This is a genomic window from Grimontia sp. AD028, from assembly GCF_000973155.1.
Lineage (GTDB): Bacteria > Pseudomonadota > Gammaproteobacteria > Enterobacterales > Vibrionaceae > Enterovibrio > Enterovibrio indicus.
Window position 1 is genome coordinate 15,763 of the sequence record NZ_LASY01000008.1, and the last position, 20,601, is coordinate 36,363.

Annotated in this window: 27 protein-coding genes; 13 read left to right on the top strand and 14 right to left on the bottom strand. The window is 49.6% G+C overall.

Annotated features, from left to right (window positions below; translation table 11 throughout):
* Positions 1-53 precede the first annotated feature (53 nt).
* A complete protein-coding gene (upp, locus tag RN22_RS01805) occupies positions 54-680 on the top strand; it encodes a uracil phosphoribosyltransferase (protein ID WP_002537967.1) in 627 nt (208 codons plus the stop codon).
* A 66-nt stretch (positions 681-746) separates the two neighbouring features.
* On the opposite strand, the gene RN22_RS01810 is transcribed toward upp, so the two are convergent.
* Positions 747-1,988 (bottom strand): uracil-xanthine permease family protein, encoded by a 1,242-nt coding sequence (locus tag RN22_RS01810; protein ID WP_046302860.1) that lies wholly within the window; start codon positions 1,986-1,988, stop codon positions 747-749.
* A 263-nt stretch (positions 1,989-2,251) separates the two neighbouring features.
* On the opposite strand from RN22_RS01810, the gene RN22_RS01815 reads away from it, so the two are divergent.
* On the top strand, positions 2,252-3,361 hold the full coding sequence (locus tag RN22_RS01815) for a DUF2066 domain-containing protein (RefSeq protein ID WP_046302861.1): 1,110 nt from the start codon (positions 2,252-2,254) through the stop codon (positions 3,359-3,361).
* An 80-nt stretch (positions 3,362-3,441) separates the two neighbouring features.
* On the opposite strand, the gene RN22_RS01820 is transcribed toward RN22_RS01815, so the two are convergent.
* From RN22_RS01820 to RN22_RS01835, 4 genes are read right to left on the bottom strand one after another with little or no spacing between them, the layout of a single operon-like run.
* Positions 3,442-3,855, bottom strand: a complete 414-nt coding sequence (locus RN22_RS01820; protein ID WP_046302862.1) for a DUF2069 domain-containing protein — start codon at positions 3,853-3,855, stop codon at positions 3,442-3,444.
* A gap of 17 nt (positions 3,856-3,872) precedes the next feature.
* Positions 3,873-4,454 (bottom strand): NAD(P)H:quinone oxidoreductase, encoded by a 582-nt coding sequence (gene wrbA, locus RN22_RS01825; protein ID WP_046302863.1) that lies wholly within the window; start codon positions 4,452-4,454, stop codon positions 3,873-3,875.
* Complete coding sequence (gene arsC / locus RN22_RS01830) at positions 4,454-4,798, bottom strand: arsenate reductase (glutaredoxin) (protein WP_046302864.1); 345 nt, start codon at positions 4,796-4,798, stop codon at positions 4,454-4,456. The genes wrbA and arsC overlap by 1 nt, the downstream gene beginning before the upstream one ends.
* Before the next feature lie 42 nt (positions 4,799-4,840).
* Positions 4,841-6,298, bottom strand: coding sequence for a M48 family metalloprotease (locus RN22_RS01835; protein ID WP_046302865.1), 1,458 nt, complete (start codon positions 6,296-6,298; stop codon positions 4,841-4,843).
* A 171-nt stretch (positions 6,299-6,469) separates the two neighbouring features.
* Here RN22_RS01835 and RN22_RS01840 point away from each other — a divergent pair, with 171 nt between their 5' ends.
* The 3 genes from RN22_RS01840 (at position 6,470) to RN22_RS01850 (ending at position 9,361) form a co-directional block, all read left to right on the top strand.
* Positions 6,470-6,691: a sulfurtransferase TusA family protein gene (locus RN22_RS01840; protein ID WP_046302866.1), complete on the top strand. Its 222-nt coding sequence runs from the start codon at positions 6,470-6,472 to the stop codon at positions 6,689-6,691.
* A 12-nt stretch (positions 6,692-6,703) separates the two neighbouring features.
* Positions 6,704-7,783, top strand: coding sequence for an AI-2E family transporter (locus tag RN22_RS01845; protein WP_046302867.1), 1,080 nt, complete (start codon positions 6,704-6,706; stop codon positions 7,781-7,783).
* A 117-nt stretch (positions 7,784-7,900) separates the two neighbouring features.
* Positions 7,901-9,361: an FAD-dependent oxidoreductase gene (locus tag RN22_RS01850; protein ID WP_046302951.1), complete on the top strand. Its 1,461-nt coding sequence runs from the start codon at positions 7,901-7,903 to the stop codon at positions 9,359-9,361.
* Positions 9,362-9,431: 70 nt separating this feature from the next.
* On the opposite strand, the gene bcp is transcribed toward RN22_RS01850, so the two are convergent.
* A complete protein-coding gene (bcp, locus tag RN22_RS01855; protein ID WP_046302868.1) occupies positions 9,432-9,902 on the bottom strand; it encodes a thioredoxin-dependent thiol peroxidase in 471 nt (156 codons plus the stop codon).
* Between the two features lie 221 nt (positions 9,903-10,123).
* On the opposite strand from bcp, the gene dapA reads away from it, so the two are divergent.
* A complete protein-coding gene (gene dapA, locus RN22_RS01860) occupies positions 10,124-11,002 on the top strand; it encodes a 4-hydroxy-tetrahydrodipicolinate synthase (protein WP_046302952.1) in 879 nt (292 codons plus the stop codon).
* An 18-nt stretch (positions 11,003-11,020) separates the two neighbouring features.
* A complete protein-coding gene (gene bamC / locus RN22_RS01865; protein WP_046302869.1) occupies positions 11,021-12,046 on the top strand; it encodes an outer membrane protein assembly factor BamC in 1,026 nt (341 codons plus the stop codon).
* 66 nt (positions 12,047-12,112) lie between these two features.
* Here the strand turns inward: bamC and RN22_RS01870 are convergent, their stop codons facing one another.
* From RN22_RS01870 to RN22_RS01890, 5 genes are all read right to left on the bottom strand, one after another.
* The gene (locus tag RN22_RS01870) at positions 12,113-13,216 is read right to left on the bottom strand and encodes a phosphoribosylaminoimidazolesuccinocarboxamide synthase (RefSeq protein WP_046302870.1); all 1,104 of its coding nucleotides are present in this window, start codon (positions 13,214-13,216) and stop codon (positions 12,113-12,115) included.
* A 208-nt stretch (positions 13,217-13,424) separates the two neighbouring features.
* Positions 13,425-13,634: a DUF2897 family protein gene (locus RN22_RS01875; protein ID WP_046302871.1), complete on the bottom strand. Its 210-nt coding sequence runs from the start codon at positions 13,632-13,634 to the stop codon at positions 13,425-13,427.
* A gap of 2 nt (positions 13,635-13,636) precedes the next feature.
* Positions 13,637-14,311, bottom strand: coding sequence for a M15 family metallopeptidase (locus RN22_RS01880; protein ID WP_046302872.1), 675 nt, complete (start codon positions 14,309-14,311; stop codon positions 13,637-13,639).
* The gene (dapE, locus tag RN22_RS01885; protein WP_046302873.1) at positions 14,308-15,444 is read right to left on the bottom strand and encodes a succinyl-diaminopimelate desuccinylase; all 1,137 of its coding nucleotides are present in this window, start codon (positions 15,442-15,444) and stop codon (positions 14,308-14,310) included. Before dapE ends, RN22_RS01880 begins: the two co-directional genes overlap by 4 nt.
* A gap of 31 nt (positions 15,445-15,475) precedes the next feature.
* Positions 15,476-15,826, bottom strand: coding sequence for an ArsC family reductase (locus RN22_RS01890; protein WP_046302874.1), 351 nt, complete (start codon positions 15,824-15,826; stop codon positions 15,476-15,478).
* A gap of 204 nt (positions 15,827-16,030) precedes the next feature.
* Between RN22_RS01890 and RN22_RS01895 the strand changes: the two genes are divergently transcribed.
* Both RN22_RS01895 and RN22_RS01900 read left to right on the top strand, forming a co-directional pair.
* Positions 16,031-16,327: a helix-turn-helix transcriptional regulator gene (locus RN22_RS01895; RefSeq protein ID WP_046302875.1), complete on the top strand. Its 297-nt coding sequence runs from the start codon at positions 16,031-16,033 to the stop codon at positions 16,325-16,327.
* A gap of 103 nt (positions 16,328-16,430) precedes the next feature.
* Entirely contained in the window at positions 16,431-16,712 is a 282-nt protein-coding gene (locus RN22_RS01900) for a helix-turn-helix domain-containing protein (RefSeq protein ID WP_002537945.1), read from the top strand.
* Positions 16,713-16,750: 38 nt separating this feature from the next.
* Here the strand turns inward: RN22_RS01900 and RN22_RS01905 are convergent, their stop codons facing one another.
* Genes RN22_RS01905 through RN22_RS01915 form a run of 3 tightly spaced genes read right to left on the bottom strand, consistent with a single transcriptional unit; the run spans position 16,751 to position 17,894 of the window.
* Complete coding sequence (locus RN22_RS01905; RefSeq protein WP_046302876.1) at positions 16,751-17,107, bottom strand: MmcQ/YjbR family DNA-binding protein; 357 nt, start codon at positions 17,105-17,107, stop codon at positions 16,751-16,753.
* The gene (locus RN22_RS01910; protein ID WP_002537943.1) at positions 17,108-17,545 is read right to left on the bottom strand and encodes a DUF1499 domain-containing protein; all 438 of its coding nucleotides are present in this window, start codon (positions 17,543-17,545) and stop codon (positions 17,108-17,110) included. It lies immediately after the preceding gene.
* A 13-nt stretch (positions 17,546-17,558) separates the two neighbouring features.
* The gene (locus RN22_RS01915) at positions 17,559-17,894 is read right to left on the bottom strand and encodes a DUF2956 domain-containing protein (RefSeq protein ID WP_046302877.1); all 336 of its coding nucleotides are present in this window, start codon (positions 17,892-17,894) and stop codon (positions 17,559-17,561) included.
* A gap of 123 nt (positions 17,895-18,017) precedes the next feature.
* Between RN22_RS01915 and RN22_RS01920 the strand changes: the two genes are divergently transcribed.
* The 4 genes from RN22_RS01920 (at position 18,018) to RN22_RS01935 (ending at position 20,398) form a co-directional block, all read left to right on the top strand.
* Positions 18,018-18,338: a heavy metal-binding domain-containing protein gene (locus tag RN22_RS01920; RefSeq protein ID WP_002537941.1), complete on the top strand. Its 321-nt coding sequence runs from the start codon at positions 18,018-18,020 to the stop codon at positions 18,336-18,338.
* 176 nt (positions 18,339-18,514) lie between these two features.
* Positions 18,515-19,000, top strand: a complete 486-nt coding sequence (locus RN22_RS01925) for a DUF2919 domain-containing protein (RefSeq protein ID WP_046302878.1) — start codon at positions 18,515-18,517, stop codon at positions 18,998-19,000.
* On the top strand, positions 18,993-19,388 hold the full coding sequence (locus RN22_RS01930) for a hypothetical protein (protein WP_002537939.1): 396 nt from the start codon (positions 18,993-18,995) through the stop codon (positions 19,386-19,388). Before RN22_RS01925 ends, RN22_RS01930 begins: the two co-directional genes overlap by 8 nt.
* Before the next feature lie 113 nt (positions 19,389-19,501).
* The gene (locus RN22_RS01935; RefSeq protein WP_046302879.1) at positions 19,502-20,398 is read left to right on the top strand and encodes a Dyp-type peroxidase; all 897 of its coding nucleotides are present in this window, start codon (positions 19,502-19,504) and stop codon (positions 20,396-20,398) included.
* Positions 20,399-20,601: the final 203 nt, after the last annotated feature.

Here is a 20,601-nt window from a genome sequence, read left to right on the forward strand (position 1 = left end):
ACCGAATTTTCTTGTGTATAATTCGTGGAATTTGTTTTTTGCAGGAGTCTGTCATGAAAGTCGTCGAAGTTAAGCACCCGCTGGTAAAACACAAAATCGGTCTGATGCGCGAGGGTGATATCAGCACCAAGCGTTTCCGTGAGTTGGCGACAGAAGTAGGCAGCCTGCTGACCTATGAAGCGACTTCAGATTTCGAAACTGAAAAAGTGACCATTGAAGGCTGGAATGGCCCGGTTGAAATCGACCGCATCAAGGGCAAGAAAGTGACTGTTGTGCCAATCCTTCGTGCTGGTCTGGGCATGATGGATGGTGTTTTAGAGCACATTCCAAGCGCACGTATCAGCGTAGTCGGAATTTACCGTGATGAAGAAACGCTGGAACCGGTTCCTTATTTCCACAAGCTTGCGAGCAATATCAACGAGCGTATGGCGCTGGTGGTTGACCCAATGCTGGCAACCGGTGGTTCTATGATCGCAACCATCGATCTACTGAAAGAGCACGGTTGTGACAACATCAAAGTGCTTGTTCTGGTAGCGGCACCGGAAGGTATTGAAGCGCTGGAAAAAGCACACCCGGATGTAGAGCTTTACACTGCAGCAATCGACCAGAAACTGAATGACAAAGGCTACATCGTGCCTGGTCTGGGCGATGCAGGTGATAAGATCTTCGGTACTAAGTAAATAGCACGAAATCGAGATATGAAAGAGGCTTCCGTTTGGAAGCCTCTTTTCGTTTGGTGTGGAGAATTAATCTTCCATCTGCGCGTTGTCGACAACGTGGGTTTCGCCCATGTCATGCGGCAGGATGAGGTTCAGCAAAATCGCAACAATGCCGCAAAGGCTAATACCCTGCAGGCTGAATTCGCCAATACCAAAGGCCATACCGCCGATACCGAAGACCAGTGTCACTGCAACAATAGCCAGGTTACGCGCTTTGTGTAGGTCGACCTGATTTTTGATCAGGGTGTTCAGACCGACGGTTGCGATAGAGCCAAACAGCAAAATCATGATGCCACCCATCACAGGAACGGGAATGGTCTGTAGAATCGCGCCCAACTTGCCAACGAAGGCCAGCACAATCGCAGTGATAGCGCCCCAAGTCATGATGGCTGGGTTGAAAGCGCGGGTGAGCATCACGGCGCCTGTGACTTCACTGTAAGTGGTGTTCGGTGGTGCACCAAACATCGAAGCGGCCATGGTGGCAACACCATCGCCCGCCATGGTGCGATGAAGTCCCGGCTTTTTCAGGTAGTCTTTGTTGGTCACATTTGAAATCGCCAGCATGTCGCCAACATGCTCAACGGCAGGTGCAATCGCTACCGGAATCATGAACAGAATCGCGTTGATGTTGAATTCCGGTGCAGTGAAGTTTGGCATCGCCAGCCACGCTGCATTTTGGACTGGAGAAAAATCAACCACGCCAAAGAAAAGCGCAACCACATAGCCTGACACAATACCTGCGAGAATCGGCACCAGCTTAAAGAAGCCTTTGGCGAACACCGACACAGCGATAGTCGTGATGAGCGAAACCGCTGAAATCCAAAGTGCTACTGAGCCATCAACTAGCTGAATGGCACCGTCGCCGGATTTACCTACCGCCATGTTGACGGCTGCAGGTGCCAGACCCAAACCAATCACCATGATCACCGGGCCAACCACCACTGGTGGAAGTAGCTTGTGGATGAAACCAACACCACGCACTTTGATAAACCCGCCCATGCACACGTACACCAAGCCTGCTGCCATTAGGCCACCCATGGTTGCTGGAATACCCCAGGTCTGAACACCGAACAAGATGGGTGCAATAAAGGCAAAAGAGGAAGCGAGGAAAATGGGGACAGAACGTTTGGTGATGATTTGGAAGAGAAGGGTACCAATACCGGCACCGAAAAGAGCGACGTTAGGGTCAAGTCCCGTAAGGAGTGGAACCAGCACCAACGCGCCAAAGGCAACAAATAGCATTTGTGCCCCTTGTAACACTTGCATCATGACGCACCTTCCTGAAGTTTAAAAAAATCGCGGGATACTATCATGATTTATAGGGGCAATTAAGTGAGCTATTGCATACTGTCAGTATACTTCACACTGATAGACAAACTTTCTGTCGGAAAAATTGTCAATGAAATAGCAGGAAGCTTGAGTATTGAAGGGTACGCAACTGGTATAACGCTCAATTTCGGTGTTTAGCCATTGCTGACAGTAGGGCTTCACTTTATGATCAACGTTTAAAAATCGAGTTATCTGGCAAATATATGTTACGAACCTTCATTTTCGTTTTGGCACTCGTACTGGGGCAAACCAGTGCAATGGCCGCTTCACTGTTCAGTGCTGAAGTGGTGTTGGATGACAGCGATGCAGCAACGGAGCAGGCTGCGAAAGAGACGGCATTTGTTGATGTATTGATCCGCGCGTCTGGCCAGTCTGAAGTGGGTAACAATCCGGTTATTCAAAAAGCACTCCCAACGGTGAACCAATACATTACCCAGCTCGGCTATGGCGATGTCGAAGGTCAACGTTCTTTGGTGCTTGGTTTTGATGACCGGAAGATCCGCACACTGTTAACGCAAGCGCAAGCGACTTACTGGGGCACTCCGCGTCCGGAAGTCCTGTTCTGGCTGGTGGAAGATAATGCTTCTCAGCGCAATGTAGTGTGGGAACAATCTGCATCTCCACTCATCAATGAGCTGAAAGCGGAAGGCGAACGCCGCGGTTTACCTGTTTTGATGCCTGTAGGTGACTTTGACGATGTGGTTGCTGTGTCTATTCCTGATCTTTGGGGGGGATTCGCAGGACCTATCGCTCAGGCAAGTGCGAGATACAACCCGGCAGGTGTTGCCGTTGTCAAAGTGCACAATAACCGCATTAGCTGGCAACTTTTCCCAAATGCAGCAAGTATCGGTCAGGATGCACCTGTTGAAGGTCGCGCTTCCGGTTCGCCAGATCAAGCATTCGCCACCATGATTGATGAGATGGCTGATTTTTATGCAGGTCGCCTTGCTGTGAATCTTGGTGTTGCTGACAGCGGTGCGAAAGCGTTGGAAGTGTCAGGGCTTGATGATGCAGAAGATTTCTTTGTTATCGAACGTACATTGAAAGGCTTAAACTCAGTGGCTTCGTTGCGATTGGAGTCGATTGTTGATGGTACAGCGACTTTCCGTATCAGCCTGCTAGCGTCTGAAGATATCTTTCACAATGAGATGATGGTAGACCGTCGTCTGCGCCGTGTGGAAGTACTGTCTCAACCTCTGGTGGAAGAAGCTCCTGTTGTGACTGAAAGTGTTGATGGTGTGATTGTGCCTGTTGAGCCAACACCCGTTGCAGAGTCCGTAGAGGCTGCGATTCAGTATGAGTGGATTGGCTAAGCAACAGCTAAGTTTCATACGCTGGAGTCAAAAAAAGCAGGTTGAGAAACCTGCTTTTTTTATCACTTGCGATTTGAGGCTTACTGCTCGAAACGCGCTTTTTCTTCTTTCTCGACTTGGGAAAGTTTCTTCAGTCCCAGCCCTTCTTCCTGTCCTTTGCGCTTGGCGTAATACACGTTGCAGACAAAAGAAAACGAAGTCAGCACCAGTTCTATAGCAGCCAGCCAGCGTTCACCTACATCGACCCACAGAATGGTCAGCGCATGCAGGAAGTAAAACATCAAAATGAAGTTCGCCCAGGCGTGGGTGTACGCTTTGCCTTTCATAATGCCAATTAGTGGCAAGAGCAGTGGGAGTATCCAAGCGATAGCTACGCCGATTGGGTCCACATGTGGGTGCGGTGAAATCACACCATGCCACAAAGCGACCCAACCAATCAGTGCCAAATATGCGCCGAGAGCCAGAGGCCTCAGTGTTGAACTGGAAGAAAACAACGGGATAACTCCTTTTATCAATCTTTGAGGCGCGCGGCTATCTCAGCCAGGCGTTTACCGCCTGCAATGGCGAGGTTTTTCTCTTCAGCATCAGGCTGGCGCCGACCTTCGCCCGTGATGTGTGAAGGGCCGTAGGGGGAACCGCCGCCTTGTGTTGTGTGCAGGGCGGGCTCTGAGTGAGGCAGTCCGACAATCACCATACCGTGGTGAAGCAGTGGCAGCATCATAGTGTTCAGTGTGGTTTCCTGACCGCCATGCAGCATTGAACCTGAGGTAAACACCATGGCTGGCTTTCCGATCAGGGTGCCCGCGAGCCACTCTTTGGCTGTGCTGTCGATAAAGTGTTTGAGCGGTGCGGCCATGTTGCCAAAGCGAACAGGGCTTCCGAGCGCCAAACCATGACAAGCTTTCAAATCCTCTATCGACACGTACGGATCTTCCGGGATCTCAGCAGATGATGTTTCGCCAACGGAGGCAATGTCGGGGACGGTGCGTAATCTTGCCACCGCGCCTGACGCTTCGATGCCACGGGCAATCAGGCGGGCAACGCTTCTTGTCCCGCCATGTCGGCTGTAATAGAGAACCAGAACCTCAGTCATTACAGAATGGTCAATACATTTTCTGGTGGTCGACCCATCGCTGCTTTACCATTTGCGACGACAATTGGGCGTTCAATCAGTTTTGGATTTTCAACCATAGCTTGAATCAGTTGCTCGTCTGTCGCGTCAGCCAGTTGTAGCTCTTTGTAGATCGCTTCTTTGGTGCGCATCATTTGGCGTGGGGAGTCGAAGCCCAGTTGCTCTAGCAGGGTTTTGAGTGTGTCTGCAGATGGCGGCGTTTCCAGATAAGCCACAACGTCTGGTTGAATGCCTTTTTCTTCCAGCAGCGCCAGAGTTTGGCGGCTCTTGGAGCAACGGGAATTGTGGTAAATAGTGACTGACATGACTGTTCCTTTCTCGTTTTATTTTGTTGTTCGGGCGATGACTTAGCGTTGCAACTCAGCGAAGCGCGCTTCCTGCACCCTGAGCTGATCTATACGTGCATCGTAGCGAGCCTGATCAAGGCTGCCAAGCTCCACAAGCTGACTAGCTTGTGTGTAATTGTTAATGGCTTTGTGCCAACGTCCCTGAAGGGCATAAAGCTCTGCCTGGGCTGCAAGGGCCCCATGGCGGATACCATCGCTGTCGTAAGCTTCCTGAAGCAACGACCAACCGTTGGTATTGGTTGGGAAACGGTGTGTCACTTTCACTAAACCTTTAATCGCCTCTTCATAACGCCCTGCTTTTACCAACACGTAATCATGGTTCAAAAGCAATACGGCATTGTTTGGTTGGGTAGCGAGCGCTTTTTCAAGACGTTTCAGGGCTGCATCATAGTGTTTCTGTGCGACATCTAAATCTGTCATCGCATCCAAATAGAAGCGGTTATTTGGCTGCGCCTTGTACAGTGGTGCTAAAAGCTTTCCAGCTTTATCAAACTGCCTGCTGTCGATATATACCAGTGCTTTACCGTAGTTAAGCGATTGAGCGCGGGCAGGGGAGGCTTTTTTAAGTTGGCGATCGAACCAGTCGATGGCGGCAGCACTGTCGATACCGGCAAAACGCGCGATCACACGGGCACGGGCAAGATGGTATTCCGGCGACAACGGAACAGTACGTTGCGGATATTGCTGTGCACGGGAGCGAGAGTCGGTGATACGCGAGTCTGGCAACGGGTGAGTCAACAAGAACTGTGGCGGTTTCGAAGCAAAGCGGTATTGGTCAGCCATGCGGGTGAAGAACACAGGCATGGCGTTTACATCAAACCCTGAACGGGAAAGGGTCTCCAGACCGATACGGTCGGCTTCTTTCTCGTTGCTTCGGGTGTAGTTGATTTGGCTCTGAATAGAAGCTGCTGTGGTGGCTTGAGCCGCAGCAATGCCCGCTTGGGGCGCTGCAATCGCCAGCATCAATGAACCAACCAGTGCCGCCATGGTTAGCGGTGTTTGTCTTGCTTGCTCTTCCATGGCACGGGCCAGATGGCGCTGTGTTAAGTGTGCGATTTCGTGCGCGACCACAGAGGCGAGTTCACTTTCGCTCTGCGCATGGAGAAACAGACCTGTGTGTAAGGCAACGTGACCACCAAAAAAGGCGAAAGCATTAATGTCACGATTCCGTATCAGAAAAAACTCAAAAGGTGTTTTAACATCATTAGCATTGGCAACCAGAGATGCCCCCAAAGCGGAAATGTATTCCGATAAAACCGGGTCATTCACGATAGGCTGGCTGCCACGAAGCATACGCATGTAAGCGTCGCCGTATTCGATTTCTTTCTGAACAGTCAAAGTGCCCGCAGCGGCAGTGCCGATTTCGGGGAGATCGTTATACGACGTCGCCATCACAGGTGATGTGAGGGCAAGTGATGCAATAAGAAGGCTCGTTGTGGCTTTTTTGAAAAGCTGCATGACTGACGTTGGTGCCTCCAGCACGCGAAATCTTTGGGGTGTTGATATAGATAGACAACGAGGCTGGCGAGAGGTTCTGGCTTTCGCGGCGAGGTTGTCAGAATACCCAAACTACTTATCCGCGTTGTTTGAGTATACAATGCCGACGATAATAGCGGTCAGCGAGAAAGAATGGAAATTCAATCCCTTGATTTGCGTGAGCAGCGTTGCCCTATGGCGCTGCTTTTGGCGAAAAGAGCCTGTGCATCACTGAAGCAAGGACAGCAAATAGCGCTATACATTACGGACAGTGGCGCCTTGAAGGATATTCCCCGCTACTTGGAGAAGAGTGGTTTTGAATTTGAGTGCCAGCCTGTTCAAGGAGCGACGGAGATTAACGTCACCAAACTATAAACAGGAAACTACATGCTAGAAATGCTTAACCGTTGGTATCAACGACGGTTCTCAGATCCGCACGCCGTAAGCTTGATTGCATTGCTCATCATGGGCTTTGTGGTCATCTACTTTTTGGGCAACCTGATTGCCCCACTTCTCGTCGCTATCGTATTGGCCTACTTGCTGGAATGGCCTGTCGCCAAAATGGTAGGACTGGGCTTGAACCGGACGCTATCGGTGATACTGGTTCTCTTGCTTTTTGTGGGTTTTATGATCCTCGCTTTTTTTGGGTTGATGCCAACGATCTGGAACCAGATCATCAACCTCATCGCTGACATTCCGAAAATGTTCAACGACTTCCAAAGTTACCTGTCTCACTTGCCCGATGAATATCCAGAGCTTATTCAGCCACATATGGTGAATGCATTTATCGATACACTGCAAAGCCGTGTGCTGGGTATGGGAGAAACTGTGGTGAAAAGTTCACTGTCGTCGCTAGTGAGTTTGGCCGCATTGGCGGTTTACCTGATTCTGGTACCACTCTTGGTATTCTTCCTCCTGAAAGACAAAGAAGAGATGATGCGTTCGTTCACTTCCTTGTTGCCGCGCAATCGTAAGTTGACCAACAAAGTTGGGATGGAGATGAACGAGCAAATCTCAAATTATATCCGTGGCAAGGTGACGGAAATCATCATTGTGGGTGTCACCAGCTACATTACCTTCGCTGTTTTAGATCTTCGTTATGCAGCGCTTTTGAGTGTGGCTACCGGCTTGTCGGTACTGATCCCCTATATCGGGGCGGCAGCGGTTACCCTGCCAATCTTTATGGTCGCACTGTTCCAATGGGGCATCAGCCCTGAGCTGGGTTACCTGATGCTTGCATACGGTATTATTCAGGCGCTTGACGGTAATGTGTTGGTGCCAGTTCTTTTCTCCGAAGCCGTGAATCTCCACCCTGTAGCAATCATCGTGGCGGTACTGGTATTTGGAGGGCTCTGGGGTTTCTGGGGGGTTTTCTTCGCTATCCCACTGGCAACCCTGGTGAAAGCGGTATGGAATGCGCTGCCTTCTAACGAACCGGAAGAAGCAATAGCAGAAACTAACAACTAAAATGATCTTCACCGTGATAAAGTGAGTACACAAAAGTAGGGACCTGAATTTGGGTCTCTCTTTATTTTTGCCAGTGCTCAAGGACTGGCTGCGATTAGATTGAACAAAAAGACCAAATTGTGTGTTGAGGGTAGTGTGTTGACGTCAAACAAACCGTTTACTGTTGGCATTGTGGGTGGTGGTGTTGCCGGTTCGACTGCAGCGTTGAAGCTGTCGGGTTTAGGCATCAATACCGTGCTGTTTGAAGCAGGGGAAAGCCTCGTCAGTGGGCCACCGATTTGTCACCTGCACGCAGGGGGAAACCTGTACCGCGAGATTTCTGAACAGCAGTGTGTGACACTTTTGGAGCAATCTATTGCCACCGTTCGAGCTTACCCGCACTCTGTTAACCGGCGTCCAACAGTTATTGCCATCCCGACCTCAGATCCGGGCGAACCTGAAGCGATTTTGAATCGTCTTGATGTACTTACTGCGCATTACAAAACGTTGGTTGAGCAAGACCAGAATAATGCCGTATTGGGCCCCCCTGAGGATTACTACACGCTATTTTCCCGTGAAGACATGGTGGCATTGTCAGATCTTCCGCTACCCGAGTCACCTCAAACCCCACAAGAGTGGATGATTCCTGTTGCGCACCACATGCCGCATGACAACTTCAAATATCCGATTGTTGTTGTGCAGGAATACGGCCTAAGCGTTTTCCGTTTGGCTGCCACTGCTGCTTTGGGGCTTGAAAACTCACCACATTGTGAGATGAAACTTGGTCATAAAGTGATTGATTTGGTTAAAGAGCATGAAGGCTGGACTATCTACGCACAAGACGTAGACGGCGAAGTGGTATCGCAACGTGTCGATTACCTCATCAATGCTGCCGGCTTCCGAACAGGCAAGCTGGACGATATGGTCTCCTCGCCGAGAAAGCGTTGGGTCGAGTACAAAGCCGCCTACGTCGCCCACTGGCCATCAAAACCTGGGCAGTGGCCGGAAGTGATTATTCACGGAGAGCGTGGTACACCGCAAGGCATGGCGCAACTCACGCCATATCCTCAAGGATTCATCCAGCTTCATGGTATGACGCAAGAGATCACCTTGTTTGAAGGTGGTTTGGTGAAAAGTGATGCAGGAACCGCTTATCCGCCTCTGCCTGAAAGCATGGTGGTGAAAGCTGATGGTGGCTGGGAATGGTCTGAAATTCGTGAGCGTACTTCCCGTGCCATTTTCCATTTCGCCAATTGGCTGCCTGCATTCGAGCAAGCCGAAGTGGGTGGAAAGCCGCTTTGTGGCGCTCAGCAAATTCCGGGAGACGACCCGAGTTTGCGTGCGGCTGACGCCTCCTTTGAAGGTGAGCGCTACGCACGTGTCGAGTTGGTTAAAGCCTCATCCGCACTGCAAGCAGCTGACCGCATCCTTGAGCAGTTAGAAGCGCTTCACGGTGTGAAATTGCCTGCTGGGTGGAATATTCCAACACTGTCGCTGACCGAGTCATTGACCGAAGCGCAGGTAGTAAAGAAAGCGAAAACGTTGACGGCGCTGAGAGGCTACCCGGAAGCATTGGCCATTCCGTTTCCAGAAAAATAGCGACCATAGTTGCGTTAGTCGCAGAAACAATAAAGGCCGTCATTGACGGCCTTTTTCGTTCCTGTAGGGCTTACTCGCCTTTCAGGTAGTTTATCACTACGTCATGGTGGTCTTTGGTTTTGAACTTGTTGAACACATGTTCGATAACACCGTTCTCATCGACCAAGAAGCTCAGACGGTGAATGCCGTCATACTCTTTGCCCATGAACTTTTTCAGGCCCCAAACGCCGAAAGCGTCGGCAACAGCGTGGTCTTCATCACTCAGCAAGGTGAAGTTCAGCTCTTTCTTTTCTTCAAAGCCCTTCAGCTTTTTCACTGGATCTGGGCTTAGGCCGAGAACGACGGTGTTCAGTGCATCCAGTTCTGCTTTACTGTCTCGCAGTGAGCAGGCTTGAGTTGTGCAACCCGGTGTCATTGCCTTCGGGTAGAAGTAAACCAACACCTTGTTTTTGCCTTTGAACTGACTCAAAGAGACAGTGTTTCCGTTTTGGTCTTGCAGCGAGAATTCTGGTGCTGCTGCACCGGCTTCGAGCGTTTGCATGTTTCTTCCTTCTTAATTTTCATGTCGCAACGAGTGAGCATGCGTCTCGTTAGAATACGTACGTAAATCATTGTCGCGAGTGGCAATACGTCCAAGCGCACAATATCGTTCATTTTCTCGGTGATCAACCGCGCAAACACAGGGTATAAGGCACCTCTGCGTGCTTGTTTTTGCCTGTCGCCAAAAGTACCATGGGTCAAAACGCGTTTTTGGAGATGGAAATGTTTTCAGGAAGTATCGTGGCACTTGTCACGCCTATGGATAGCTCTGGTGAAGTTGATTACGCCAGTTTGAAAAATCTCGTTGATTTTCATGTTGATGCAGGCACTGACGCCATCGTCTCTGTCGGGACGACAGGTGAATCTGCCACTGTCACCGTAGAAGAGCATATCAAGATTGTTCTGAAGACACTCGAATTCGCCGATGGACGCATTCCCGTCATCGCAGGTACTGGTGCAAATGCAACCCACGAAGCGATTACCTTCAGCAAAATGTTTGCGGGTTCTGGTATCGCAGGCTGCCTGAGCGTAGTGCCTTACTACAACAAACCTTCTCAGGAAGGTCTGTATCAGCATTTTAAAGCTATCTCTGAGTCGAGCGAACTTCCACAGATTCTGTACAACGTACCAGGTCGCACTGTCGCTGACATGTTGCCTGAGACTGTCGCACGTCTTTCTGAGTTTGAAAACATTATTGGCATCAAAGATGCGACGGGTGATTTGGACCGTGTTCGTATTCACCGTGAACTTTGTGGCGAAGATTTTATCTTACTGAGTGGTGATGATCTCACTGGCCTGGATTTTGTTGCCGCTGGCGGCCATGGCGTGATTTCAGTGACCAACAACATTGCTGCTGCGCAAATGGCAAAAATGATCAAACTGGCGCTGGCAGGAGAAATGGACGAAGCCCGTTCAATCAATGAGAAGATAATGCCTCTGCACACTGATCTTTTCGTCGAAGCGAACCCAATTCCAGTGAAGTGGGCATTGCATGAAATGGGCTTGATTGCGGACGGAACACTGCGTCTGCCGCTGACCACTTTGGATGCAAAACTGCAGCCTAAAGTGAAGCAGGCTCTTGTAGATGCAGGCGTGCTGTAACGCTTCTTTGGAGTTTTAATGAAACCTGTTTTTAAGTTCGGCTTGAGTGCTGTGATGGTCGCCATGCTGGCGGCCTGCTCAAGCGCTGATTCGCGCCGTCAGGCGTCGGATGATTTTAAATACCTTGAAACACCACCGCTGTCAGATTGGAAAAACCTTCCCGATCAGCAGCCTGAGTTTTCCGGTGCCTACCGCATTCCAGCTAATGATTTCCAAGGCCCGGTAGGTCGTGATATTGATATCCGTCCCCCTCAGCAAATTCTCGAATTGATCCCAGGTGCGCGCTATGAGCGTAACCGACAAGGCGTCACCGTGTGGATGCCTCGTGAAGATCAAGCTCAGCGTCTTTGGTCAACCATCGAAGATATGGTCGCTAATTCCCAGATCCCGGTTCGTACCTCCTCGCCGGATGGCATTGAGACTGACTGGTTAGTTTGGACCATTGATGAAGACGAAGAAGTTATCGAAAGCCGTTACGTAGTGACGCCGGCTCAAGAACGTGGTCGCCAAGGCTTCCACATCGAAATGGTGGAATGGAAACGCAACGGCTCGCCAGATAACCTGACTCAGGCATCACGTGACCGTTACAACGCGCAGATGACCAACATGATCACTGCCCGTTACGATGCCGACCTGCGTGAAGAAGCACGCCTTCGAGCATTGGAGTTGGTGAAGAACATTCCAATCAGTCTGGGTAAAGACCGCGGTGGTTCACCGGTGATTATTGCCCGTGCACCTTACGAAGTGTTCTGGGAGCGTCTCCCGAACATGCTGAGTGAGCTTGGCTTCACGATAGAAGACCGAAACCGTTCACAAGGTACGCTGAGTGTTGAATACAAGTCTCCGGACGACGAGTTCTGGGAAGAAATTGGTGTGTTGCCACTACAACTTAGCAAGAAGAACTACAACATCCTGTTGGGTGATTTGGGTAACCGTACGTCAATTAACGTGACGGACAGTTCTGGCAAGCCTGTAAGTGAAGATGTGTTGGCAGGTATGGCGCCGGCATTCACTGCGGCTGTAGAGCGTTTGAATAACCAATAAGCCTGTACAGAACGAGAAAGAGGACGCCTTGGCGTCCTCTTTTTTTGTCTATCGCTTTGTTAGGAATCAGTCGATCAAACCGTATTCTTCCTTCAGGATATCAATGATTTCCTGTTTTGGGTTGTCACTCAGATGAATCGGTGCGCCAGTGATTTTTTCTGCAATGCCGATGTAGGTGCGTGAGATGTCCATCAGTGCATCTACTGGAAGATCGTTATCGCGTGCTAAAGCCTCACGCTCTGGCATACGTTCTTTGTTGAGCAGAATGTCTGGATCTGGGAAGTAGTTCAGGAGGAACTGGCGGAAGCCTTCTTTGGAGTTTTCCACGATATTGCCAGCCTCGTATTCCTTGGTATCCCAAATACGTGAAGAATCTGGGGTACCCACTTCATCCATGTAGATGAGCTTTTCTTTACCTGCCGCATCAGTGACATAACCAAACTCAAACTTGGTGTCGACAAAGGTTTGGTCAATTGCTTTCAGTGCATTGCTGATCACACTGAAACCTTCTTTAAGCAAGGTTTCGTATCGCGCAATGTCATCGGCAGATGAGAAGTTAAATGCAGCGAAGCTGTCTTCGATGTTCTTGCGGGTGATGTTGACGTCATCCGCTTCAGGCACACCTGGAATGCCGCGCAGAATACCTTTGGTCGATGGTGTGATCAGAAGCTCTGGCAAGGCTTTGTCTTTTTCTAGTCCTTCAGGCAATTCAATGCCGCAGAATTCACGCTCGCCTTTTGCGTAGGCACGCCACATGGAACCTGTGATGTATTTGCGGCAAATGGCCTCAATCATGACGGGTTTGGCTTTTTGTACAATCCAGACGAATGGGTGGGGAATATCAAGAATATGGCTGTCAGCCAGGCCATTTTCCTGGAACAGGCGAAACCAGTGGTTGGAAATGGCATTCAGTGCAGCACCTTTGCCCGGTACGCCTTTCAGGCCGCCTTCGGCATGCCAGATACAATCGAACGCGGAGATACGGTCACTGATCACCATAATGGCCAGTGGCGCATCAGGGGCAACGTCATAGCCTTTTTCCTGAATAAGACGTTTGCTGTCTTCTTCTGTCAGCCAGTAGACAGAGCGGACTTTACCGCTGTGAACAGGTTGGTGGGTACGAATGGGAAGATCGTCGTTAACGGCGAGAACTTGATCCGCAAGGCTCATTGAGACATTCCTATCTAAAAGTGGCCGGACGAGGCTTCGTCACTGGCAAGACAACATTCTATGCGGTGAGAGCGGCGATTTCCTGACTCTCACCCTCCAAACGCCTTGCATGATACCAGAACTGAACAGGGGCTGTTACCGAAAACGCAAACGTTTGCGCAAAAAGTTTCAGGCAGAAAAAAGGCGACCCTGTGGTCGCCGCTATCGATCACCAGAAAGACGATTTGTCGTCGTCATCCTCATCATCGTATGGTTTGCGCTCTTTCTTTTGTTCGTTGCTTCGGTCTTCATCTTTTGGCTTAGGCTTTTGCTTCATACCGAATTTGGCATTGGCCGTGTATTTCAGTGCCATGATGTTGCTGACCACAACGGCGACCACAATAAAGATGATCACATAAGGGTTGGTGAGTATATCCATGTTCAGACCTCACAAACGTTAGAGACGTACTGAGAATATATCCAATCCAGCTGGTTTAGGACAGTTTCCCGCCCAGCGATGTTAGAAGATGCGATCGCGGTGCGGAGTGTGTCAGGCGTGAGTATATCCAGCGCCCCTTTCGTGGTTGGGATGTGGCTGATATGCCAGGGCTCAAATGCCACACCGCCTTTATCTTCACGATAAGGCAGGTAAAAGCCGTGCGTTTTCATGTTGACCAAAAGCCAATCAAAGAAAGGCTTTTGGTGTCCGGTAAGGTATTCCCAAGGTTCAAGTTGGATGGAAATATCTTCAGGCAAGAGGTTTCTGGCATAGATGTCGATATCGGTGCCCCAGTGATGGCGGCTTGCTCCCGGCAAGGCTGACCAGCGCAAAATAGCCCGGACTTTGTCGTCATCACTGAGCTGGCTGGCATCCAAAGGGGTTCCGTCGCCATCAAGCATGGGGCGTAGGCCATTGAACTTGTTGTCCCATATCATCTGCTGACGGCTGAAATCACGAAAGCTGCTGGCAATAGTGAGTTCAAAGCCCGCTTTTTCTGCCGAACTTTGCAGGGCCAAGAAATCCGCTTGAACCTCTTTATGCAGCATCAGACCCTCTGCGAGAGTACACAGATGGTCTTGTGATTGTCCTGTCAGTGATGAAAGGGTCCAACTCATTTTGCCAGCACTTTCTCCAGCACCTTCTGGTACATGTCAGTCAGTTTCTCGAGATCATCAATCTTTACACACTCATTCACTTTGTGGATGGTGGCGTTGACTGGACCCAGTTCAATCACCTGACCGCCCATTTGCGCGATAAAGCGACCGTCCGAAGTACCGCCCGTAGTAAGAAGTTGAGGCTTCTCGCTGTTCACTTCGTCCACGGCTTCAACGACAGCATCAAGTAAAGAACCGGCATCTGTCAGGAACGGCAAGCCGTTGTAGGTCCATTTGATATCGTAGTCCAGACCATGCGCGTCGAAGATGGCGTGAGTGCGGGTTTCGATGTCCTGCGCGGTCAATTCGGTGCTGTAGCGCAAGTTGAACTGGACGTGGAACTCACCTGGAACAACATTACTTGCACCTGTTCCTGCCGCGACGTTTGGAATTTGCAGGCTGGTTGGCGGGAAGTAGGCGTTACCTTCATCCCACTGAACGCTGGTCAGTTCTGCCAATGCAGGCAGAGCAAGATGAACCGGGTTTTTCGCAAGGTGTGGGTAGGCAACGTGGCCCTGAATACCTTTGAAGGTGACATCACCAGTCAGTGAGCCGCGACGACCGTTCTTCACCACATCACCCACCGCGTCGGTGCTGCTTGGTTCACCCACAATGCACATGTCGATGATTTCATCACGTGCCATCAGGGTATCGACAACACGGGTCGTTCCGTTGATAAATGGGCCTTCTTCATCTGAGGTGATAAGAAATGCCAGTGAACCGTTATGATCTGGGTTTTCTGCGATAAAGCGTTCAGTTGCTACGACCATCGCAGCCAGTGAGCCTTTCATGTCTGCCGCGCCACGGCCATGCAGGTAACCGTCTACGATCGTCGGTTCAAAAGGAGGCGTTTTCCACTGCTCTAAAGGGCCTGCTGGTACCACATCGGTATGACCAGCAAAGGCAAACAGCGGGCCTTCGGTACCGCGACGAGCCCAAAGGTTGGTGGTGTCTTCAAACACCATACGTTCAATTTTGAATCCCAGCGCTTCGAGGCGCTCGATCATTAGTTCCTGACATCCTTCATCTTCTGGAGTCACGGATGGACGGCCTATTAATTCCTTGGCCAGAGACAATACCGCACTGTCTGTCATGGGGTTGTGTGTCCTTGTTCTTAAATCGGTGTTATTTGCTAAAAATGGTTTCGTACTCTGCAGCTTTGAAGCCGAGGTGATACGTGTCGTTGTGAATCAAAAGAGGGCGCTTAATCATGGCAGGGTGAACCAGCATCAAAGAAACGGCGTTGGATTCATCCAGGTTGTTCTTTTGTTCTTCGGAAAGTCCTCGGAAAGTGGTACCGCGCTTGTTGACCAGTGCTTCCCAGCCCAGCTTTTCCACAAATTGCTTTAACATTTCCTGATCGATACCGTCTTTACGGTAATCATGAAACGTGTACGGTTTGCCTTCCGCATCAAGCCATTTCAGCGCTTTCTTGATGGTGTCGCAATTCTTAATCCCGTAAACCATTGTGGTCATTCACTGTTTCCTCATAGTGCTACGTTGAGGGTGCTAGATTGACATTGCGAAGTGTTGAAAGCAAGGCGTGAGGCGACTTCCCCTTTCATTGAATTAACTTCTATTCGAATAGCTTCATAAATCAATTTCATTCAAAACTTCTATATTAGCGATTTCTGATGTAAATTGATTAGAGAGAGCTAATTTATTGAGTGTCAGCTAGCCATGGGTAAAGAACTACAACAACAAGCCACAGATGCTGCAAAAGTACTGAGAATTCTCGCGCACCCAGAACGGTTAATCGTGCTCTGTCAGTTGCGGGAAGGGGAGAAAAATGTCTCTCGCCTTCTTGAGAACAGTGCCTTGAGCCAGTCTGCTTTCTCTCAACATCTCACCGTACTGCGACAAGCGGGATTAGTCGAGACACGCAAGGAGTCGCAGTCAGTGTTTTACCGCATTGCAGATGGCAAAGTGGAAAACCTGATCAATGCAATTCAAGGCGCATGGTGTGGCGAGTGCTAACGATCAAACGACATGCTGATGAATAGGCGTTCAATTTGATCAAGCGCAATACCTCCTTTGCAATTCATTGAATAATGGAAAGCAGTCATATTAGGAGGTCTCAATGGAACTGAATCCGGTTTTTGCAAGAAGACTGTATCTCGCTTTTTTGGTTGAAGAAATGGAACGTCCGAACGTTCCGCGTTTAATTGAAGCCACGGGCTGGCCACGTCGCACGATTCAGGACGTGATCAAATCACTGGCAGGTCTTGGTATTGAATTGTCATTCATTCAGGATGGACGCCGCCATAATGACGGATATTACCGCCTGACTGACTGGGGCCCGTTCAAACGTGAGTGGGTTGAAGACCGTAAACAGGACATCATGGGAACGCTTACGGTATAAAACAAAAAACGCAGCTAATGAGTCTGCGTTTTTTGTTTTCAGGCTTCGGCGTGAGTAGGCCTTAGCGACTTCTGAACGTATTTAGGCAGTTTATCTACCACCAGATGCCAGGAACGGGAAATGATATTCTCTATTTCCGCCGTTGGCAGAGGGCAGTTTTTGCCAAATTCTATCCACCCAGCCCTAGCTAGGTGCGGTGCCGGACGGCAATCCGGGATCTCCGCCATCATAACGAACAAATCTTCCGGCACTTTACAGGCCATCTTCTCTCCATCGTAGAAAATGCAAACCATCTTGGTCTGGTGCACGCTGTATACATCAACGCCGCCCCACTTTACATCATGACGGATACCCACCAGTGATGCGCAGTGCGCTTTGAGTGCCGGGATGTCCATTTACTTGATGAGTCCTTTTTCCTGAAGCGCTGTTCTTAATGCTTCAACGCGTTTTCGGTTTACGCCAAAGTCTGAGTATCCAACGCGCGATTCAGAACGGACAATCAGCTGGTCGCCATCGATACGAAGTTCCAGGTCATCGACAAAGCGCATGATTTTACTGACACTCTCAACACGCACATAGCCAGGCTCCTGATCGCCAATACGAGTGCCTGGCATGCTGAGCGCGACTTCCAGAATAGGTGCTATCGAAACACTTTCTGCCAACTCGAATGGCGCAACGTTGAAATCTTCACGTGGGTCCTGTGTTGAGACACAGTTTGGTTTGTCGCCACATGGGGTAAGAGATTTATCGGTCACTGCGTCTTCTCCTTGTGCGCATCCGAGTGTGACTATCATTGCTACGCCGGCAGCGGCGAATGAGAGCGTCTTTTTCATTGTATATTCCCTGTTATTGGTTGCTCAGTATATAGGCTGCAAACCCCACCCAACTCACTATCAGGAGTCCCCAAGGCAAAAGATTGCGAGACGTAGACACTGGTTCAACGGTTTCTGTCACATCGTTTATGGATACGGTATCGACGTGTTTTTGCTTGAGTTGCTTTTTCCGTTCTTTATCGCGATCCCGAGCTTTGGCTTTTTGCTGTTTCTTGTATAGCGCAATCCCTTTCTCAATGCCTTGAGCAATCAGTTTTGTCTGCTCTTTGGTTTGCCCAGGCTTTTGGGTTGCCTTGGCAATTTTCATCGCTTCTTGTTGGGTCTCCGGTGAGGGTGTCGCATTACTCATTATTTATTCATCTTTAACCGTATTACGTTGTAAGCGATTATACCGATGATAAGGGACTGCCACGAAACCAAATTCTGAGAATCGTGTCAGACCTCTAATGACAATAAAAGGGAGAAAGGACAAATGATCTTAACCACAACCCCGACTATCCAAGGACGCGAAATCACGCATTACCACGGTGTCGTCGTAGGAGAAGCTATTCTCGGTGCGAATATCTTCAAGGATATCTTTGCGAGTATTCGCGATATTGTTGGTGGGCGTTCTGCCGCTTACGAGCAAGAACTCGCTAAAGCGCGTGAAATTGCATTTGAGGAGCTCAGAGAGCGTGCACGCGCCGCAGGCGGAAACGCAGTGGTGGGTATCGACCTTGATTATGAAGTGGTCGGCCCCAATGGTGGAATGTTGATGGTGAGTGTTAGCGGAACAGCAGTCACTGTCGGATAAATGTGAGCGAGCTAAAAGCTTGGGCTGAAATATACTGCGCTACACCGCAAAATGATGAGCCCGAGCTTTGTGCTCCCCATTACTACTGACAAAGTGCCAAGGAGGGTTATGAACAATGTTTTTTTGCATGCTTCCCTTTGCTGGTGGCTGCGCATAATCCTGAAGAAACAAGATAGATGAATACGCTTTTGTACCAATCTCCTGACTATTACGACAAACACGGAAACGCGAAGCCAAACCTGATGTTCTGGCTGACAGGCCTCTTTCTGGCGCGTTCTTGGATAGTGTTTGTGATTGCAGGCGTCAGCCGGGAGCAAGGCAAAGATTTGCTCTCGCTGATTTACCCAAGCCATGATGCACTTTATGTCGGGCTGGCGTTGGGATTTCCCGCAGTGGCTTTGATGCTGATGGCTGGGAGTCTTCATCGTTTCCCAGCATTTTTTCAGCGTATTTGGCGGTTGGGTAAGTACATCCTCCTAGCGGCGTTGAGTGGTGATTTGATACTGCAAGTCAATCACCTGATGGTTCAGCGTTGGGAGTTCCACTGGAGTGGGGCGTTAATGTTACTGATAGCGATTTGGCTTGCGTTATACCTATTAAGAAGCCGCCGCATTCGGTTTTTATTTGAAGCCCCCATTACAAGAGAAGAAAAAAATGAATGAGTGGAAGAAAGGGCTTGTCCTGTTCAGCGCAATGTTAAGCCCCTTAGCCATGGCTGACTGGCAGGTTGATGTTAATTTCGAAATGGATCGTGCCGGCAAGCAACACCGCGCACAAACCTCCGTATCATTAGTGCCTGGAGAAGAAACTGTTCTGTTTGATAACGGTGAAGAGACAGGTGCACTCATTGGCAAAGCTGAGCTTTTGGAAGTGACGGCTGATGAGGTGAAAATTTCTCTTCTGGTTCAAGAACAGTGCGACGATGGCGGCTGGCGAACCATCATGTCGCCCGTTGTCAGTGCGGGACTAAATACTCCGGCTTCTGTTAATCAGAGCAACGAGCAACTGGATGAATTTGCATCTTTAAAAGTGGAAATTACGTCGGTATAAGTGCCAGAAAGCCCACTTTACAGATCTGAGACAAAGTCTCGGCGCTTCACAGGTAATATGCTAGTTTTCTTAAAACTAAAATGAAAACTAGCAGTTTTACTTGGAGGTAATACATGGCGGTTTCTCAACCGGCAATCGTTGCAGATGCAGGTCCTTTCGCACTGTACACAGTTCTGAAAGTCAATGGTTCTGCTTCAGAAGTGCTTGCTCAGTGTCGCGCACTTCACTCCCTTGTTGATGACATTAATGCCCAGCAACCTGATGCTGATCTGAAAGCAGCTGTGTCTTTTTCCCCAGCTTTCTGCGCGGAAAACGGTATTGCAACACCGACTGATTTCTCCGCTTTCCGCCCTCTGGGCGAAGGTGATGCCCATGCGCCCGCAACGGAGTGTGACATTTTCCTTCACGCTCACTCAACCCGTCATGATCTGAACTTCTTCCTGCTACGCAAGTTCTTGTCACCTATTGCTTCAGAGGTTGAAGTCGTTGATGAAACCTACGGTTATCGTTACCTCGACTCCCGAGACATGACAGGGTTTATCGATGGCACTGAAAACCCGGAAGGCGCAGAAGCGCGTCGTGATGTGGCGATTATCGCTGATGGCGAATGTGCTGGTGGCAGTGTCGTTATGATGCAGCGTTACGTGCACAAACTGGCAGCATGGGAGCCGCTGACCATCAAGCAACAAGAGAAAGTGATTGGCCGTACCAAGCCTGACTCGATTGAACTTGAAGATGTACCACCAACTTCGCACGTTGGCCGAGTAGATATCAAAGAAGACGGTAAAGGTCTGAAAATGGTTCGCCACAGCCTGCCATATGGCTCTGTGTCAGGTGATCACGGCCTGCTGTTCTTGGCTTATTGCCATACCCAACATGTTCACAAAACCATGTTGGAAAGCATGTTCGGTGAGCGCGATGGTAAGACCGACATGTTGCTTCGCTTTACCACACCGGTCACAGGCGCGTACTTCTATGCACCTTCAATGGAAGTGCTAGAAAGTATCTGACTTATCAATGCTTTGAATTTTATTGATAACATTAAAAGCACCGTTGATTGGTGCTTTTTTTATGTCAATTTGTGAGCACGGTTAAAAGGGCTTTTCCGGTTTTTTGAGCCAGATTTTGGAAATGACAATTGGCGGTCTGATGCGCCCTTATTCTACTCGACGGCCTTTCGTATCTGTGGTGTTCTCAGCCCAGTTTTTATGTT

What these genes read in the sequence shown, in the direction of transcription:
- RN22_RS01895 (WP_046302875.1), top strand. Translation starts at nt 16,031, where the DNA reads ATGGGTAAAGAACTACAACAACAAGCCACAGATGCTGCAAAAGTACTG.
- RN22_RS01910 (WP_002537943.1), bottom strand. Translation starts at nt 17,545, where the DNA reads ATGAAAAAGACGCTCTCATTCGCCGCTGCCGGCGTAGCAATGATAGTC.
- RN22_RS01880 (WP_046302872.1), bottom strand. Translation starts at nt 14,311, where the DNA reads ATGAGTTGGACCCTTTCATCACTGACAGGACAATCACAAGACCATCTG.
- RN22_RS01915 (WP_046302877.1), bottom strand. Translation starts at nt 17,894, where the DNA reads ATGAGTAATGCGACACCCTCACCGGAGACCCAACAAGAAGCGATGAAA.
- bamC (WP_046302869.1), top strand. Translation starts at nt 11,021, where the DNA reads ATGAAACCTGTTTTTAAGTTCGGCTTGAGTGCTGTGATGGTCGCCATG.
- RN22_RS01835 (WP_046302865.1), bottom strand. Translation starts at nt 6,298, where the DNA reads ATGCAGCTTTTCAAAAAAGCCACAACGAGCCTTCTTATTGCATCACTT.
- bcp (WP_046302868.1), bottom strand. Translation starts at nt 9,902, where the DNA reads ATGCAAACGCTCGAAGCCGGTGCAGCAGCACCAGAATTCTCGCTGCAA.
- RN22_RS01875 (WP_046302871.1), bottom strand. Translation starts at nt 13,634, where the DNA reads ATGGATATACTCACCAACCCTTATGTGATCATCTTTATTGTGGTCGCC.
- wrbA (WP_046302863.1), bottom strand. Translation starts at nt 4,454, where the DNA reads ATGACTGAGGTTCTGGTTCTCTATTACAGCCGACATGGCGGGACAAGA.
- dapE (WP_046302873.1), bottom strand. Translation starts at nt 15,444, where the DNA reads ATGACAGACAGTGCGGTATTGTCTCTGGCCAAGGAATTAATAGGCCGT.
- RN22_RS01930 (WP_002537939.1), top strand. Translation starts at nt 18,993, where the DNA reads ATGAATGAGTGGAAGAAAGGGCTTGTCCTGTTCAGCGCAATGTTAAGC.
- RN22_RS01890 (WP_046302874.1), bottom strand. Translation starts at nt 15,826, where the DNA reads ATGACCACAATGGTTTACGGGATTAAGAATTGCGACACCATCAAGAAA.
- RN22_RS01935 (WP_046302879.1), top strand. Translation starts at nt 19,502, where the DNA reads ATGGCGGTTTCTCAACCGGCAATCGTTGCAGATGCAGGTCCTTTCGCA.
- RN22_RS01870 (WP_046302870.1), bottom strand. Translation starts at nt 13,216, where the DNA reads ATGAGCCTTGCGGATCAAGTTCTCGCCGTTAACGACGATCTTCCCATT.
- RN22_RS01900 (WP_002537945.1), top strand. Translation starts at nt 16,431, where the DNA reads ATGGAACTGAATCCGGTTTTTGCAAGAAGACTGTATCTCGCTTTTTTG.
- RN22_RS01920 (WP_002537941.1), top strand. Translation starts at nt 18,018, where the DNA reads ATGATCTTAACCACAACCCCGACTATCCAAGGACGCGAAATCACGCAT.
- dapA (WP_046302952.1), top strand. Translation starts at nt 10,124, where the DNA reads ATGTTTTCAGGAAGTATCGTGGCACTTGTCACGCCTATGGATAGCTCT.
- arsC (WP_046302864.1), bottom strand. Translation starts at nt 4,798, where the DNA reads ATGTCAGTCACTATTTACCACAATTCCCGTTGCTCCAAGAGCCGCCAA.
- RN22_RS01845 (WP_046302867.1), top strand. Translation starts at nt 6,704, where the DNA reads ATGCTAGAAATGCTTAACCGTTGGTATCAACGACGGTTCTCAGATCCG.
- upp (WP_002537967.1), top strand. Translation starts at nt 54, where the DNA reads ATGAAAGTCGTCGAAGTTAAGCACCCGCTGGTAAAACACAAAATCGGT.
- RN22_RS01840 (WP_046302866.1), top strand. Translation starts at nt 6,470, where the DNA reads ATGGAAATTCAATCCCTTGATTTGCGTGAGCAGCGTTGCCCTATGGCG.
- RN22_RS01925 (WP_046302878.1), top strand. Translation starts at nt 18,515, where the DNA reads ATGAATACGCTTTTGTACCAATCTCCTGACTATTACGACAAACACGGA.
- RN22_RS01905 (WP_046302876.1), bottom strand. Translation starts at nt 17,107, where the DNA reads ATGGACATCCCGGCACTCAAAGCGCACTGCGCATCACTGGTGGGTATC.
- RN22_RS01810 (WP_046302860.1), bottom strand. Translation starts at nt 1,988, where the DNA reads ATGATGCAAGTGTTACAAGGGGCACAAATGCTATTTGTTGCCTTTGGC.
- RN22_RS01815 (WP_046302861.1), top strand. Translation starts at nt 2,252, where the DNA reads ATGTTACGAACCTTCATTTTCGTTTTGGCACTCGTACTGGGGCAAACC.